Source organism: uncultured Stenotrophomonas sp., assembly GCF_913778665.1.
Lineage (GTDB): Bacteria > Pseudomonadota > Gammaproteobacteria > Xanthomonadales > Xanthomonadaceae > Stenotrophomonas.
Genome location: NZ_CAJYVQ010000009.1, coordinates 107,984 through 122,148 on the forward strand (window position 1 = coordinate 107,984; position 14,165 = coordinate 122,148).

Genomic DNA, 14,165 nt, shown 5'->3' on the forward strand with positions numbered 1-14,165 from the left:
CCCATGACGAAGGAACCGGATGATGGCCAAGGTCATTGCACTCACCTCGTTTGAACACAACGGAAGCCGTAGCCGCGGCGCGGAGTTCGATGTATCCAACCAACACGCGGACTTGCTGGTCCAGCGTGGCCTCGTGAAGCTGACTGGCAAGGCGGGCGCCGCTAGCGGTGGTCCGGCTGCTCCGGCTGGCGGATCCAATGAGGGCGCTCAGCTCGTCCGCCAGAAGGCTGCCGACGCGATCGCGGCAATTGCGGCGATGACCGATCTCGAAATGCTGGACGCTGCGCTGAAGGCAGAGACCGGCAAGGGCGAAAAGTCCCGCGCCACCGTGATCGAAGCAATCGAAGCCGCCATCAAGGCGGCGACGCCGGCGCAGGCTTGAGCCATGCAGCTGATTACCATCGACCAGGCCCGGCAGCACTGCCGGGCCGATAGCGTCGACGACGCGATGCTGGAGTTGTACGGTGGCGCTGCCGAGGGGGCTGCTCAGCAGTTTCTCAATCGCCGTGTGTTCAAAGACAATGAATCCATGGCCGCTGCAGTCCTGGATGGTACGGCCGGCGTCGATCCTATGCTGGCCAACGACTCAATCAGGGCGGCCATCCTCTTGATGCTGGGGCACCTGTACCGCACGCGTGAAGACGTGCAAGGCAGCGACGGAGCGACCATCCAAGTCCCGATGGGCGCGCACAGCCTGCTATGGCCGTATCGCATCGGCCTCGGGGTCTGACATGAGCCTGCCGGCAGGAAAGCTCCGCCACCGCGTGCTGATCCAGCAGCAGGTGACGAACAAGGACAGCGATGGTATCGAGCAGACGGCGTGGGTCGACGTGGCCACCGTATGGGCCTCTGTCGAGCCGCTGTCCGCCCGCGAGTTCATCCAGTCCGGGCAGACCCAATCGGCGGTCACGGCACGCATCACCATGCGTCACCGCGATGGACTGTTGCCGTCGATGCGCCTGATCCACCGCGGCGAGATCTTCAACATTGCCGGCTTGCTGCCCGACAAGGTGTCTGGGCTGGAGTACATCACGATCCCGGTTTCGGCCGGCGTCAACGACGGGCAGTAGTCGAGATGAAGGTCGAGTTCAACATCAACGGAGTCCCCGGGATCATCCGGACGCTGAGCAGCCTACCGGCCGAGGTCGTGAGCAAGAAGGGCGGCCCGGTGAAGTTGGCGCTGGCCAAAGGCGCGCGCTTCCTGCGCGACAAGGAGCGCCAGAACCTGCAGGCCGTGCTGGAGCCTGGCGACGAGTCCACCGGCCTGCTGGCGCAGAACATCATCGCCTCGCGCGGTAAGGCGCCTAGCGACGGCAACGGAGAGCGCTACTTGGTCCGGATCAAGCGCAGGATGTATCCGGGCCGCGAGGGTGAGCAGGTCAGCACCCTGAAGTCGGCACAGCTGAAGGAGTACGGGTCCGTGCACCAGCCCGCGCGCTCTTTCATCCGTCGAACGGTGAACGAGCGTGGTGAGGAAACGATCAACCTGGTGGTCGGCGATCTGATGGTGCGGATTGATCGCCTGGTGGCGAAGTTGGCCCAGCAGAACCGGGGAGGCCGCTGATGTTCCCGAAGGTGTTCCGGACCATACACACGCCCGCGGTCGCGGCGATCGTCGGTGATCGAATCGGCCGGCATGGGTTCGTCAAGCAGACGGAACAGCGGCCCTACATCACTTGGCAGATCATTTCTGGTCAGCCCTTCGACAACCTCAGCAGCGCGCCCACTGGTGATTTCACAACGGTGCAGATCGACTGCTACTGCGGTGGCGATAACGTCGACGGTCAAGTGGAGGCGTTGGCAACCGCCGTGAGGGCGGCACTGGATGCGGAACTGATCTGCAGTCGGCTGGTGGTCAACAACCGAGACCCTGACACCGGGCTTTTTCGAGTCGGCATGGAGGCCGACTTCATCGACCAGCGCTGAGCCGCTGGCATCACCCCAACGACCGCCGCGAGGCGGTTTTTCTTTGACCAGAGGACTTTGCAATGACCGAGGGCGTCATCAAAACCCAGGGGTCCGAGCTCTTCACCGTGGACAAGCTGAGTTCCAGCGTCGCCTCGGTCCTGAAGTTCGAGTGCCCGACTGGCATCACCGGCCTGGGCGGCGCTGCCGACCAGATCGAATCCACCTGCCTGAGCACCATTGGTGACAAGGAGTTCGAGGGCGGGCTGGGCAATCCGGGGCAGGTCAGCGTCCCGTTCAACTTCATCCCGCGCAGCCAGTCGCACCAGATCTTGTTCGATCTGAAGGAATCGCGCGAGGTCATCGACTGGCTGATCGGCCTGAGCGACGGCGTAGCTGCGCCCACCCTGGGCACTGGCGATGCCTTGGTGCCCCCCGCATCACCCCTGCGCACCTCGATCGGCTTCCGTGGCTACGTCGCGGACCTGAACATCGACATCGCCACCAACGAGATCGTGCGCGGCACGCTGACGATCCAGCGCAGTGGCAGCGTCGTTCCCCACTGGAACGGGCCGTATTCGGCCTGACGGCTCACGCGTAGACCTTCGGGGTGTCCGGCTCTGCGCGCCCAGCCGTCGCGTATCCGGCCCCCACTTACTGAGAACGGCTGATGGACAAGAGCAAGATCCTGACGAGCAATGCGCCGGTCGCGCGCGAGGTGAAGTTCAGCGACGGCACGACCGAGACCGTGCACTTCCGCCAGGTCAGCGCCGGCCAGATGCGCCGCTGGCGCGCGGCGGAAGCCTCCGGCAACGAAGACGAGACCTGCTTTGCAATGCAGCGCCTGGTGGCGGCCAGCCTGTGTGACGCCGACGGGACGCTGGTGCTGAGCGAAGCTGAGTCGCAGAACCTGACGGCGAACGGCCTCACCGACCTGTTCCCCCACGTCATGGCTGTTGCCGGTATCGGTGAAGACGCAAAAAAGTCATCGCCGAGCGTGGACGCGAGTACTTCAGCTGCATCCTAGGCCTCGCGCTCGGCAAGACGCTCGGGGAGATCGACGATCTGCCCGAGCCCGAATTCCAGCGATGGCTGGCGTTCTATCAGCTGTACCCATTCGACGACCTGCATCGCTACCACCGACCAGCAGCGCTTATCGGCGCCAGCTTCGGCGGGTCGATCCAGAAGAACCTCGACTTCCTGCAGCCGACTCCGGTTGCCCATGAGTTCCCCGACGCCGACCTGCGAACCCTTGCAGCGTTCGGCCTGAGACCCCCGAGAGGCTGATCGCATGGCAACTGCCGGCTCCATCGTCATCGACCTGCTGATGAAAACTGGGTCGTTCGTGACGGACACCCAGCGGGCTGAGAAGTCCATGAAGTCGATGGAGCGGACCGCGGCCGGCGTAAGCAAGGGCATCGTGGCCGGATTCACTGCCATCGGCAGCGTGATCGGCGGAGCCATTGCTGCATTCGCGAGCGTGGACGCAGCGATCACCGGCCTGAGCAATGCGATCAATGCTGCCGATCGCATCGACGAACTGTCGGCCAGGTTCAGCATCTCGACGGAAACACTGTCGGGGTGGGGCTACGCCGCCAAGATGACTGGCTCGGACCTGGAAGGTTTGGTCGGCATCATTCCCAAGTTCAGCAAGAACATCGCCGATGCGTCGAAGGCCGGCAGCGACGCGGACAAGACGTTCAAGGCACTGGGGATCTCGGTCAAGGACCAGGCAGGGAACCTTCGGAGCTTCGAGGACCTGCTGCCCGAGGTGCAGAATCGGTTCGCTGGCATCAGCAACGAGACAACGAAGACCGCGCTGGCGATGCAGCTGTTCGGCAAGTCGGGCTCGGAGTTCCTGGAGTTCCTCAGTCTCGGCGCCGACGGCATGCGGACCATGGAGGAACGTGCGCGCTCGCTTGGCATCGTCATCGACTCGGACACTGCAGGGGCTGCGGCCGCGTTCAACGATCGCCTCGACGACCTGCGCGCCGCAACGCAGGGCTGGTTCACCCAGCTGGCCAGCGAGCTGTTGCCCACGCTGACTGACTTGACCACAAAGCTGGTGGATGTCGCGAAGGAGGGCGGCGGCGTCCGCGATGTCGCTCACGGGATCGCCACGGCGTTCCGTGAAATCGGCAAGGCGGCTGAGATCTTCGGGGCGGTCGAGGACTGGCTCGATCGGCTGCGAGGCGGCTTGGTGGCGGTGGAGAAGCAAGGGAACGCTGTAGTCAAGCTGGTGACCGGTCAGTACAGCGGCGTGTTCGGCTCGCAGGGCGGGGGTATTGACGCCTTTCTGAGCGACTACATGAAGGGGACCGCCTATGCCGATAAGGGCTGGGCCGCGATGCAGGGCGGGGGATCTGGAATTCCCGATGGTGCAAGGAGTGGTCCGCGCGGCCGGCGAACCCGGGCAACCGCCGATGAGATCCAAGCTACCAAGGATCAGACCGAGCAGCGTAAGCGTGCGGCCGAGTGGGAAGCCAAGCTGAAAGAGTTGCGAGAAAACTCCGACAAGAAGGCAAAATCCGCAGCTTCGGAACAGGAAAAGGCGTCCAAGAAGCTACAGGACTCCTATCGGTCCGCAAATGACCAGCTGGAGCGGCAGATCGCCCTGTTCGGCGACAGTTCGGAGCTGAGCCGGGTCAATTACGAGATCCAGTCCGGCGGCCTGAAGGGCATTGACGCGGCAGCGCAGTCCGCGCTCCGTTCCAGCGCCTCGCTGCTGGACATGCTCGGCAACATCGACGAGGCCGAGTCGATCATGGGCGAGAGTGCCCAGAAGTTCGCTGACGCCTTCGATGGCATGTTCGGTATCGACGACGACACTAGCTCGTCGGTGGAGCAGACCTTCGGGCAGTGGAGCACCTACGCCGACCAGGCCGCCCGAAACATGCAAGATGCCTTCGCAGATTTCCTGTTCGATCCGTTCTCGGAGGGCTTGGGCGGGATGGTCCAGAGCTTTGTCAAGACGCTGCAGAAGATGGCTGCGCAGGCCGCCGCTTCGCAGATCTTCAAGATGATTGGGAACTGGGCCAGCAGTTACAGCGGCGCGGGTGCCGGCTGGATCAATGCCATTGGCGGCGCGATCAGCGGCTCGTCTGGAGGCCGCGCCGGCGGCGGCCCGGTGGCCGGCGGCAGCATGTACCGGGTGGGCGAGGGCGGTCGGCCCGAACTGTTCGACCAGGGCGGGAAGACCTACCTGATCCCCGGCGACGCCGGTTCGGTTCGTCCGATCACCGCAGGTATGCCCGCATCAGCCATTGGAGGCGGTGGCGGGATCACCAACAACTTCAATACCACGATGAACATCTCGTCCGATGGCACCAGCACTGCCCAGCAGGGCGATGGCAGCGAGGACGCTCGCCGGCTCAATCAGTTCTTCGCTTCCAAGATGAACGAGTGGGCCACCCAACAGTCCCGGCCCGGTGGCCTGTTCCATCAGATGAGGGTGAGCAATGGCTGAGGTCTTCACCTGGTGCGTGCGCACCGAAATCACCGGCACCGGCGACTTCCTTACCCGCGGGGCGAGGTTCGGCGATGGCTACCGACAGACCGCTGCCGATGGCCTGAACAACGAGACCCAGCAGTGGCCGATCTCCATCGTGGGTAAGGAATCGAAGGTTGGTCCTGCGCTGGCCTTCCTGCGTGCGCGCAAGGGGGCAGTGTCGTTCCTGTGGACCCCGCCCCTTGGCGTGCAGGGCCTGTACCTGTGCAAGACCTACACCCTCATTCCCCATGGCAATGACGTGTTCACGCTCAATGCCACGTTCGAACAAACGTTCCAGCCGTAAGGAATAGCCATGGCACAGCAAGTAATCGACACCACCACCGACCATGGAACCTACAAAGGTGACCCGGCAAAGGTCGCCTTTGAGAAGGTGAACGCCAACGACGCAGAACTGTATGGCCTTGTAACTGGGCTGGCTGCAGTAGGCGGAGAAAACATGCTCATCAACTGCGGCGTCCCAATCAATCAGCGCGGATTCGCAGGTGGAGCGCTTGCAGCCGGAGCTTACGGGTACGACCGCTGGAAAGCTGGGAGCGGCGGTTGCAATGTCAGCATTAACGCTACCACTGGTGTTTTCACTCATACCAGCGGCCCACTGCAGCAGATCATTGAAGCACCTGTGGTCGCCTGGGGGCTCCCACTTACTATTAGCGTGGAGAACCCCAGCGGCAACATCGCGGTGAATGTGGGTGGCGCAACTGGCACGATCACTGCGGGAACGGGCAGGCGCGGCGTGACGCTGACGCCAACTGGCAGCGGCAACATGACTGTCCAACTGACTGCGGCTGGGGTGACATACAGCAGGCCGAAGCTCGAAATGGGAAGTTCTTCCACGCCTTTCCAAGTTCGATCGCGCCCACTCGAAATGATGCTGTGTCGTCGCTACTACGAGACCAGCTTCAACGATGGATTGGCCCCCGGGACAGGACGAACTGGCCACGCCTATCAAGGATCCGGCTATTCGTCTTCGTCAGTTCGAATCACTGAGATTCCATTCAAGGTTCGAAAGAGGTCCGCTCCATCAGTAACCCCCTACACCGACAACCTCGCTGGATCTCAGCAAACCGGGATGATGTCTGTTTTCATTTCAGGGTCCTATGCGTCCTTCGCCGTCGTAGGAGACGCTAATCAGATCAATGTCGACGGCTGGTCTGGCGACATGAACCTGGGATCGGGGATCACGGCAGGCTCCTCCTATCTGGTGCGTGGGAACTGGGCTGCAGACGCGGAGCTTTGACATGTATCGCCAGACGAATGACCCTTCCGTCCTGATCTGCCTGGAGACAGGAGCAATGATCCCGCGAGGCCACCGTGAGTGGCCGGAGGAGTGGCTGAGATCACACTCACCACTTCCGCCAGCCACACCGTACGAACTGCACTCACCACAGCACTATCAGGCTATTCGTTCCGCCGCCTGGGATTGGATGACCGCATGGATAAGGGATAGGCGCTACGACAGCATTGAGACTTGCGTCGGGTACTTCAACAGTGGCGTGCCTCGCTATCGTGACGAGGCAAGGGCGATGGTCGCCTGGCGTGATGCAGTGAATCAGGAGCTGGAGGCTCTGGTGCTGGCCGCACCTGCTGGCATCGAAACCTGGGATCAGGTCCGGGCCTTGCTGCCCCAGCCGGAGGCATTTAACTGGCCCGGGGAGGTCTCCCTGCCATTGGGCACCGGTGAATCGGCGGTTCTGGCATGATCACAGCCGATGCCCAGCAGCTGGAGCCCGGCGGCCGCATCACCCTGTTCGAGCTGGACGCCAGCAGCTTCGGCGCCGACCAGCTGTTCTTCCACGCGCACCTGCAGTCTGGCGTGATCTGGTGGCAGGGCCAGGAGTACGGGCCCTGGCCGATCGATGCGACCGGCTTTTCCCGGACCAGCGATCAGCCGCCGAATCCCCGACTGAAGGTCAGCAACATCGATGGCCGGATCGCTGCTCTGTGCCTGCTGTTCGACGACCTGGTCGGCGCGCGCGTCATCCGACGGCAGACGCTGGCCAAATACCTCGACGCGGCGAACTTCCCCGAAGGCAACCCCACGGCCGACCCAGGCGAGCACTTTCAGGATGAGATCTGGTTCATCGAGCGCAAGGTTTCCGAGACGAAGGAAACGGTCGAGTTCGAGCTGACCACGGCGATCGACCTCAACGGCGAGCAGCTGCCCGGCCGGCAGGTCATCGCCGGAGTCTGCGGCTGGCTGATCCGGGGTGGCTACCGCGGCCCCTACTGCGGCTACAACGGGCCGGCCGTGGCCGACGCCAACGACGTTCCCACCACCGACCCCGCGCGTGACCAGTGCGGCGGCCGGGTGGGGAGCTGCAAGCTACGCTTCGGCGCCGACAAGCCGCTGCCCTACGGTGGCTTCCCGGCCGCAGGCCTGCTTCGGACCTGATTCGCGCCACCATCTAGCAACCATCCAGCCCGCCACGTGCGGGCTTTTTCATGGGCGAGACCATGCAACAGACGACTCTGCAGGCCATCCAGGCGCACGCCGTGGCCGCGTACCCACGCGAGTGCTGCGGCCTGATCGTGGCCGGCGGCGATGGCGAGGCCTACATCCCCTGTCGGAACGTGGCCACCACGCCCAGCGAGCACTTCCGGCTGCCGGCTGAGGACTTCGCCGACGCCGAGGACGTGGGTGAGGTGCTGGCCGTCGTTCACAGCCACCCGAACGCCCCAGCCGTAGCTTCGGATGCTGACCGCGTCATGTGTGAGGCCAGCGGCCTGCCGTGGCACATCGTCAGCGTGGGGCAGGTCACCGGTGCCGATCCCGAATGTGGCGACCTGCAGACCATCCAGCCCACCGGCTACGTCGCGCCACTGGTTGGCCGGCAGTTCGCCCACGGCATCCTCGACTGCTACACGCTGGTGCGGGACTTCTACGACCGCGAGCTGGGCATCACGCTCAGCCAGTACGAGCGGGAGGACGACTGGTGGGAGAAGGGGCAGGACCTCTACAGCTTGGAACGGCTGCGCGCCGAGGGCTTCGACCTGATCGAAGGCGCCCCGCAGCGCGGCGACATGGTGCTGATGCAGATCCGTTCGCCTGTCCCGAACCACGCCGGCATCTACCTCGGTGATGGCCAGATGCTCCATCACATGTGCGGCCGCCTGTCGGAGGTCATCACCTACGGCGGCATGTGGGCCGAGCGTACCCGGTACATCGTCCGTCATAAGGAGGCAGCCCGTGTCTGAGCGCCTGCGCACTATCCGCCTGTACGGCCAGCTGGGCAGCCGCTTCGGGCGCTCCTTCCAGCTGGCCGTAAACAGCCCAGCCGAGGCCGTGCGCGCGCTGTGTGCGATTCTGCCGGGCTTCCAGCAGTACCTGACCCGTGCGAAGGAGAACGGCATTGCGTTCGCCGTCTTCGTGGGTAAGCAGAACCTGACGAAAGAGCAGCTGCAAGACCCGCCTGGCAAGGAAGACATCCGGATCGCACCGGTGCTGCTCGGCAGCAAACGGGGGGGCATTCTCAACATCATCATGGGGGTGGTGCTGATCGTTGTGGGCGTTTACACGCAGAACTACAACCTCGTGATCCAGGGCGGGGTGATGGTTGTGGGCGGCGTAGTGCAGATGCTCGGGCCTCAACCGAAAGGGCTCGGGTCACAGGACAGCGTCGAGAACCGGCCGAACTACAGCATGAACGGCACCGTCAACACCCAAGCGCAGGGCAACCCCGTTCCTGTGGCGTACGGCGGCCACGACTCTAAGGGCATGCTGGTCGGCTCTGCAGTGATCAGCGGCGGCATCATGGCGGAGGACCAGCTTTGAACCTGCCCGTCGCAACTCCAATCGCACGCGGTCTGCAGCTGGCCGGCGCCGGCGGCAAGAGCGGCAGCAACGGCCGCACACCGGTGGAGACTCCGGACAGTCTGCACTCGATGGCCGTGGCCAGGATCATCGACCTTGTCAGCGAGGGCGAGATTCGTGGCTTGGTAGCCGGCAACCAGTCGATCTACCTGAACCAGGTCCCCATCCAGAACCCAGACGGCGGGCTGAACTTCGCTGGTGTGGCGGTGGATACCCGGTCCGGAACGCAGGACCAGGAGTACATCCCCGGCTTCCCTTCCGTGGAAAACGAGATCGGGGTAAATGTCGAGCTGCGCAGCGATCAGCCGGTCGTGCGCACGGTCAGCGGCGCCGACCTTTCGGCAGTTCGTATCCGGTTGGCCGTGCCTGCGCTGCAGAAGGTGGACGAGTCGAACGGCGACCGCAACGGCTACTCCATCAGCTACGCGGTGGATGTTTCGGTCAACGGCGGCGCCTACACGACGGTGCTCAACGACGCGATCACTGGCAAGACGACCACGCAGTACGAGCGCAGCCGTCGCATCGACCTGCCGGCCGGCTCGCAGTGGCAGATCCGCATTCGCAGGCTGACCCCGAACCAGAACAACTCGCTGATCTCGGACACGGTGAACGTGCTTTCGATGACCGAGATCATCGATGTGAAGCTGCGCTACCCGAACAGTGCGCTGTGCGCGGTCCAGGTCGACGCGAGTCAGTTCCAGAACATCCCGTCGCGGTCCTACCGGGTGTGGGGGCGGATCATCCGCGTGCCCAGCAACTACGACCCCATCGGCCGCACCTACAGTGGCGTGTGGGATGGCACCTTCAACTCGGCTTGGACGAACAACCCGGCCTGGGTGTTCTTCGACATCGTCACCAATGATCGATTCGGCCTGGGCAACCGCATCCCGCTGGACTGGGTGGACAAGTGGCGGCTGTACCAGATCGCCCAGTACTGCGATCAGCTGGTGAGCGACGGCATGGGCGGCCAGGAGCCGCGGTTCACCTGCAGCCTGTACCTGCAGAGCAGGGCGGACGCCTATAAGGTGCTGCAGGACATGGCCGGCATGTTCCGCGGCATCAGCTTCTACGCCGCTGGTCAAGTCATGGCCTCGGCCGACATGCCGAAGGACCCGGGCCCGACCTACAGCCAGGCCAACGTCATCGAAGGCCGGTTCCACTATGAAGGAAGCGGCCGGAAAACGCGGCACACCGTCGCGCTGGTGTCGTGGACCGATCCGGACGACTTCGGCCGACAGAAGGTGGAGGTCGTTCAGCACCTCGACGCCATAGCGCGCTACGGCGTGAACCAGGCGGAGGTCACGGCCATCGGCTGCCATTCGCGTGCGCAGGCGCAACGGGTGGGCAACCATATCCTCTACACGGAAAGCCTGGAAACCGAGACCGTCAGCTTCGCGGTGGGCTTGGATGCCCTCAACTGCATGCCGGGCGACGTGATCCAAGTGGCCGACCCGAACCGGGCAGGGCGCCGCAACGCCGGCCGTATACGTGCTGCAGGCGCCAGCAGTCTCACCCTGGACCTGGTGCCAGAGACGATGGCCGTGGGCGACACCTTGCGCGCCACGCTGCCCAGTGGGCGCACGGAAGGTCGGACCATCAACGGGATCGACGCCGCCAGTGGAGTGGTCACAGTCTCGGCGCCGTGGTCGGCCGTCCCGGTGCCGCAGTCTGTGTGGGCCACTGAATCCAGCGACCTGGTGCTGCAGCTGTTCCGGGTGATCGCCGTCACTGAAGGCGAGGAACTGACCTACAACATCACCGCGCTGAAGCACGTCCCGGGCAAGTATGCGGCAATCGACGATGGCACCCGCCTCGAACCGCCGCCGATCAGCATCATTCCGCCCAGCGTCCAGCCGCCGCCGACCAACGTGGCCCTGTCCTCGCACGTGGTGATCGAGCAGGGCATCGCCACCCCGACGCTGACCATCCAGTGGGACCCAGCCGACAAGGCCATCGCGTACGACGTGGAGTGGCGTCGCGACGACCTGAACTGGGTGCGCGCTGGGCGGGTGGCCACCAGCAGCATCGAGGTGCCCGGGATCTACGCCGGGCAGTATCTTGCGCGCGTGAGGGCGGTGAACGCGCTCAATGCCGTTTCGCTCCCGGCGATGAGCCCGCTCACGACGATTGCCGGCAAGACCGAGCCGCCGCCGGCGGTGACCTCGCTGACTGCCACCTCCATCGTCTTCGGCATCCGACTGGCCTGGGCTTTCCCGCCAGGCGCCACGGACACTCAGCGCACCGAGATCTGGCGCAGCCCCAGCCCGAACCGAGAGACGGCCACGAAGCTCGGAGACTACGCCTACCCGCAGAACCGTCTGGAGCTGGACGGCCTGGCCGCAGGTGCCCGCTTCTTCTTCTGGGCGCGGCTGGTCGACCGGAGCGGCAACATCGGCCCTTGGTATCCGGAAGGTGTCGGTGTGATGGGCGAAGCCAGCACCAACCAGTCCGACTACGACGCGTACTTCGCTGGGAAGATCAGTGAGAGCGCGCTGGGCCAGGCACTGCGCAGCAAGATCGACAGCATCGACCAGATCGTGCCATTGATCTGGGACGCAGCCGACACCTATGAGCCGGGTCAGACGGTCGTGCACAACGGGAAGATCTGGAGCTGGCAGGGCACCGATCCGGGCAACGAAGAGCCGCCGGGCACGAACTGGCAGGACGTAGGCGACGCCATTGCGGAAGCAGGTGCGGTCGCTGGCCGGGTGAACACGCTGGAGTTGCAGGTCAACGATCCGGAGACCGGCCTTCAGGCCATCGGCCAGAAAACCGACGGGCTGTTCGTGCAGCTGAACGTGCAGGCTGCGGGTGACGAGGACTGGGGCGCCGGCGACGAGACGGTTTTCGCCGGGACGCTGACCATTCAGACGGTCATCGCAGAGGGCGATTACGCCCAGGCGAAACGAACCGATACCGTGCAGGCTCAGGTCGGGCAGACGCAGGCAGCGGTCGAGCAGACCTCGCTGGCCGTGGTTGACCTCAATGGGAAGATCAGCGCCACATACACACTTCGAGCGCAGGTTACGTCCGACGGCCGGATCTACGGCGCCGGCTTCGGCTTGGGTGTCGAGCAGCAGCCCGATGGAAGCTTCCAGAGCCAGGCGCTGTTCCAGGTTGATCGCTTCGCGCTGATCAACATCGCCAACAACGTGACGACAGCGCCGTTCGTGGTTCAGAACGGCCAGACGTTTATCAGCCAGGCCCTGATCGGAACCGGCTGGATCCAGAACGCGATGATCGGCGATGTGATTCAGTCCACTGCCACGGGCGCTGGAGGCCTGCCGCGGTGGAAACTGGACAAGAACGCTTCGCTGACCATGCGCGGTGCAAACACCGGAGATGGCTACATGGAGATGACCGACAGTGCGCTGCGCGCGTGGAACAGCGACGGAAGTGTGGCGCTGTGTGAATTCGGGAGGCTGCTACCGTGACCTACGGACTGCGTCAGCGTGACCCGCAAGGGAATCTTCTGATCGACATCACGACGCGCCTCCCGCGCATCATGGGCCGTGTAGAGATTTCTGCCGGCGTTAACGGGTCGGTAGTAGTGCCGGCCAGCGGCACCAACCCAATCTTCTATTACTTCTGCGCCACCAGCTCGTCGGACACTGGCTCGGCCACCCCTAACTTCAGTGACGACGGATCCGTTCTGACTTGGACCTACGGAAACTACATGCGGGTGGGTGGGACGCTGGTCTACGGGAGATACTGAAATGGCCTACGGCGCACGGATTCGCAATGAGGGCGGCAGCCTGGTCCAGATCGATCCTCTCTACGAGAACCTGGCGCTGCGCGACAAAGGAAGCGTCGTGACTGTGCAGTTGGGGGCGTCTGGTCGCGAGTCCTTCTGTGGGATCGCCACGATTCAGATGGCCGGCTGCAATGAGCCACTAATAGCGGTGAAGTGCGATGGGGTGTTCGTGGCACTGAGGAAGCGCACCAAGTCGGGGACCACTTACACCTGGGAGCTGATCACCAGCACGCCAGTGACGACTGTTCAGTACTGGGTGTTTGACACCACGGACGTAGCCCAGATGGCATTCGCGATCCCTCACGGCATGAGGGTGCGGAATCCCAACAACGGGCGCGTCGTGTTCGATTCGCGTTACAAGTACATGCGCATCTTGAGCATGATAAGCGGCACCGTCGCGAGCATCGCCAACGACTACGCGGTTCCGATCTCATCCGGGTTCGCAGTGGCTTTCTCGAATCCAAGCCTGTCCACGTTGGTGGCTGGTGGTCCGGTCTCGGACCCCAATCGATTCTTCTACCAGGTGCAGACACAGCTTGCCGGTTTCAGGACCGGCAGTGGTGTTGTTTCCACTATGGCCATCGTGACGCGGAGCTTCACACTGGAGGGCGCAAATCCCCCGCCATATCCGACGGGAGTATATGGATCACTACAGGCAAGAGGTCTTTGCCTGGACGTCAGAAACTACTGACTGTGCGCCGACCTGACGCGTCTTGATACTTCACTGCCCAAGGGGTGATCAGGTAGCCAGGTCGATTGCGGTTTACCAGCGAGAAATGGTTCTCGCTGGCACTCGTCGCGGTGCCGTTGATGAGTACATACGGTTGTCCAGATCGCGGTAGGCCGCAGTCACTCACGTAGCCATCGGTCTTTAGCTGCACACTGAAGATGTCTGCATCCTGTTCGATCTGGCCGCAAGCAGTTGCCCGGGCAGTCTTGGACGATTCCAAGGCGTGTGGGGCAATGCGCACCACGAAGTCGTCGAGGCTCTCGCCGGCGACGGACGACTCCCGATGTAGTTCGACCGTGCGCCCGTGAATGACGCCCGGTGCGGTGCTGCAGCCGGTGATCAGTGCTGCGGCGATTGTGGTGGTGAGTAGTACGCGCATGACGCTCTCCCTGTGTTGTGCTGCGAACAGGGTCGAGATTACGCCGAAAGCGGGGGCATGCGCCTTACAGAAAAC

The 14,165-nt window shown here is 63.6% G+C and carries 19 protein-coding genes; 17 read left to right on the plus strand and 2 right to left on the minus strand.

Features of this window, described 5'->3' with window-relative positions:
- The first annotated feature begins 22 nt into the window (after window positions 1–22).
- From QZ853_RS12740 to QZ853_RS12770, 7 genes are all read left to right on the plus strand, one after another.
- A complete protein-coding gene (locus QZ853_RS12740; protein ID WP_295573756.1) occupies window positions 23–382 on the plus strand; it encodes a hypothetical protein in 360 nt (119 codons plus the stop codon).
- A 3-nt stretch (window positions 383–385) separates the two neighbouring features.
- A complete protein-coding gene (locus QZ853_RS12745) occupies window positions 386–730 on the plus strand; it encodes a head-tail connector protein (protein ID WP_295573759.1) in 345 nt (114 codons plus the stop codon).
- Between the two features lies 1 nt (window position 731).
- Window positions 732–1,070 (plus strand): phage head closure protein, encoded by a 339-nt coding sequence (locus tag QZ853_RS12750; protein ID WP_295573761.1) that lies wholly within the window; start codon window positions 732–734, stop codon window positions 1,068–1,070.
- A gap of 5 nt (window positions 1,071–1,075) precedes the next feature.
- A complete protein-coding gene (locus QZ853_RS12755; protein ID WP_295573763.1) occupies window positions 1,076–1,564 on the plus strand; it encodes a hypothetical protein in 489 nt (162 codons plus the stop codon).
- On the plus strand, window positions 1,564–1,926 hold the full coding sequence (locus tag QZ853_RS12760; RefSeq protein ID WP_295573765.1) for a DUF3168 domain-containing protein: 363 nt from the start codon (window positions 1,564–1,566) through the stop codon (window positions 1,924–1,926). Before QZ853_RS12755 ends, QZ853_RS12760 begins: the two co-directional genes overlap by 1 nt.
- Window positions 1,927–1,988: 62 nt before the next feature.
- Window positions 1,989–2,492 (plus strand): phage tail tube protein, encoded by a 504-nt coding sequence (locus QZ853_RS12765; protein ID WP_295573767.1) that lies wholly within the window; start codon window positions 1,989–1,991, stop codon window positions 2,490–2,492.
- An 83-nt stretch (window positions 2,493–2,575) separates the two neighbouring features.
- Window positions 2,576–2,932, plus strand: coding sequence for a phage tail assembly chaperone family protein, TAC (locus QZ853_RS12770; RefSeq protein WP_180859114.1), 357 nt, complete (start codon window positions 2,576–2,578; stop codon window positions 2,930–2,932).
- Here the strand turns inward: QZ853_RS12770 and QZ853_RS12775 are convergent.
- Window positions 2,929–3,198, minus strand: a complete 270-nt coding sequence (locus QZ853_RS12775) for a hypothetical protein (RefSeq protein WP_295573771.1) — start codon at window positions 3,196–3,198, stop codon at window positions 2,929–2,931. The genes QZ853_RS12770 and QZ853_RS12775 overlap by 4 nt on opposite strands.
- Here QZ853_RS12775 and QZ853_RS12780 point away from each other — a divergent pair.
- The 10 genes from QZ853_RS12780 to QZ853_RS12825 all read left to right on the plus strand — a co-directional run bounded on the left by QZ853_RS12780 (window position 3,197) and on the right by QZ853_RS12825 (window position 13,672).
- Entirely contained in the window at window positions 3,197–5,371 is a 2,175-nt protein-coding gene (locus tag QZ853_RS12780) for a hypothetical protein (protein ID WP_295573774.1), read from the plus strand. The genes QZ853_RS12775 and QZ853_RS12780 overlap by 2 nt on opposite strands.
- Window positions 5,364–5,699, plus strand: coding sequence for a phage tail protein (locus QZ853_RS12785; protein ID WP_295573776.1), 336 nt, complete (start codon window positions 5,364–5,366; stop codon window positions 5,697–5,699). Before QZ853_RS12780 ends, QZ853_RS12785 begins: the two co-directional genes overlap by 8 nt.
- 9 nt (window positions 5,700–5,708) lie before the next feature.
- Window positions 5,709–6,653 (plus strand): hypothetical protein, encoded by a 945-nt coding sequence (locus QZ853_RS12790; RefSeq protein ID WP_295573779.1) that lies wholly within the window; start codon window positions 5,709–5,711, stop codon window positions 6,651–6,653.
- 1 nt (window position 6,654) lies between these two features.
- The gene (locus QZ853_RS12795) at window positions 6,655–7,116 is read left to right on the plus strand and encodes a hypothetical protein (protein ID WP_295573781.1); all 462 of its coding nucleotides are present in this window, start codon (window positions 6,655–6,657) and stop codon (window positions 7,114–7,116) included.
- Complete coding sequence (locus QZ853_RS12800) at window positions 7,113–7,808, plus strand: phage minor tail protein L (protein ID WP_295573783.1); 696 nt, start codon at window positions 7,113–7,115, stop codon at window positions 7,806–7,808. Before QZ853_RS12795 ends, QZ853_RS12800 begins: the two co-directional genes overlap by 4 nt.
- A 62-nt stretch (window positions 7,809–7,870) precedes the next feature.
- On the plus strand, window positions 7,871–8,611 hold the full coding sequence (locus tag QZ853_RS12805; RefSeq protein WP_295573785.1) for a C40 family peptidase: 741 nt from the start codon (window positions 7,871–7,873) through the stop codon (window positions 8,609–8,611).
- On the plus strand, window positions 8,604–9,188 hold the full coding sequence (locus tag QZ853_RS12810; protein WP_295573787.1) for a tail assembly protein: 585 nt from the start codon (window positions 8,604–8,606) through the stop codon (window positions 9,186–9,188). Before QZ853_RS12805 ends, QZ853_RS12810 begins: the two co-directional genes overlap by 8 nt.
- Window positions 9,189–9,298: 110 nt before the next feature.
- On the plus strand, window positions 9,299–12,661 hold the full coding sequence (locus QZ853_RS12815; RefSeq protein ID WP_295573790.1) for a host specificity protein J: 3,363 nt from the start codon (window positions 9,299–9,301) through the stop codon (window positions 12,659–12,661).
- Window positions 12,658–12,942: a hypothetical protein gene (locus QZ853_RS12820; protein ID WP_295573793.1), complete on the plus strand. Its 285-nt coding sequence runs from the start codon at window positions 12,658–12,660 to the stop codon at window positions 12,940–12,942. The genes QZ853_RS12815 and QZ853_RS12820 overlap by 4 nt, the downstream gene beginning before the upstream one ends.
- Window position 12,943: 1 nt before the next feature.
- A complete protein-coding gene (locus tag QZ853_RS12825; RefSeq protein ID WP_295573795.1) occupies window positions 12,944–13,672 on the plus strand; it encodes a hypothetical protein in 729 nt (242 codons plus the stop codon).
- Here QZ853_RS12825 and QZ853_RS12830 read toward each other — a convergent pair.
- Complete coding sequence (locus QZ853_RS12830; RefSeq protein WP_295573797.1) at window positions 13,659–14,090, minus strand: hypothetical protein; 432 nt, start codon at window positions 14,088–14,090, stop codon at window positions 13,659–13,661. The two genes, QZ853_RS12825 and QZ853_RS12830, sit on opposite strands and share 14 nt — an antisense overlap.
- Window positions 14,091–14,165 lie beyond the last annotated feature (75 nt).

Excerpts from the sequence above, each read along its gene's own strand:
- QZ853_RS12740 (WP_295573756.1), top strand. The coding sequence starts at position 23 with ATGGCCAAGGTCATTGCACTCACCTCGTTTGAACACAACGGAAGCCGT.
- QZ853_RS12745 (WP_295573759.1), top strand. The coding sequence starts at position 386 with ATGCAGCTGATTACCATCGACCAGGCCCGGCAGCACTGCCGGGCCGAT.
- QZ853_RS12750 (WP_295573761.1), top strand. The coding sequence starts at position 732 with ATGAGCCTGCCGGCAGGAAAGCTCCGCCACCGCGTGCTGATCCAGCAG.
- QZ853_RS12755 (WP_295573763.1), top strand. The coding sequence starts at position 1,076 with ATGAAGGTCGAGTTCAACATCAACGGAGTCCCCGGGATCATCCGGACG.
- QZ853_RS12760 (WP_295573765.1), top strand. The coding sequence starts at position 1,564 with ATGTTCCCGAAGGTGTTCCGGACCATACACACGCCCGCGGTCGCGGCG.
- QZ853_RS12765 (WP_295573767.1), top strand. The coding sequence starts at position 1,989 with ATGACCGAGGGCGTCATCAAAACCCAGGGGTCCGAGCTCTTCACCGTG.
- QZ853_RS12770 (WP_180859114.1), top strand. The coding sequence starts at position 2,576 with ATGGACAAGAGCAAGATCCTGACGAGCAATGCGCCGGTCGCGCGCGAG.
- QZ853_RS12780 (WP_295573774.1), top strand. The coding sequence starts at position 3,197 with ATGGCAACTGCCGGCTCCATCGTCATCGACCTGCTGATGAAAACTGGG.
- QZ853_RS12775 (WP_295573771.1), bottom strand. The coding sequence starts at position 3,198 with ATGCGATCAGCCTCTCGGGGGTCTCAGGCCGAACGCTGCAAGGGTTCG.
- QZ853_RS12785 (WP_295573776.1), top strand. The coding sequence starts at position 5,364 with ATGGCTGAGGTCTTCACCTGGTGCGTGCGCACCGAAATCACCGGCACC.
- QZ853_RS12790 (WP_295573779.1), top strand. The coding sequence starts at position 5,709 with ATGGCACAGCAAGTAATCGACACCACCACCGACCATGGAACCTACAAA.
- QZ853_RS12795 (WP_295573781.1), top strand. The coding sequence starts at position 6,655 with ATGTATCGCCAGACGAATGACCCTTCCGTCCTGATCTGCCTGGAGACA.
- QZ853_RS12800 (WP_295573783.1), top strand. The coding sequence starts at position 7,113 with ATGATCACAGCCGATGCCCAGCAGCTGGAGCCCGGCGGCCGCATCACC.
- QZ853_RS12805 (WP_295573785.1), top strand. The coding sequence starts at position 7,871 with ATGCAACAGACGACTCTGCAGGCCATCCAGGCGCACGCCGTGGCCGCG.
- QZ853_RS12815 (WP_295573790.1), top strand. The coding sequence starts at position 9,299 with ATGGCCGTGGCCAGGATCATCGACCTTGTCAGCGAGGGCGAGATTCGT.
- QZ853_RS12825 (WP_295573795.1), top strand. The coding sequence starts at position 12,944 with ATGGCCTACGGCGCACGGATTCGCAATGAGGGCGGCAGCCTGGTCCAG.
- QZ853_RS12830 (WP_295573797.1), bottom strand. The coding sequence starts at position 14,090 with ATGCGCGTACTACTCACCACCACAATCGCCGCAGCACTGATCACCGGC.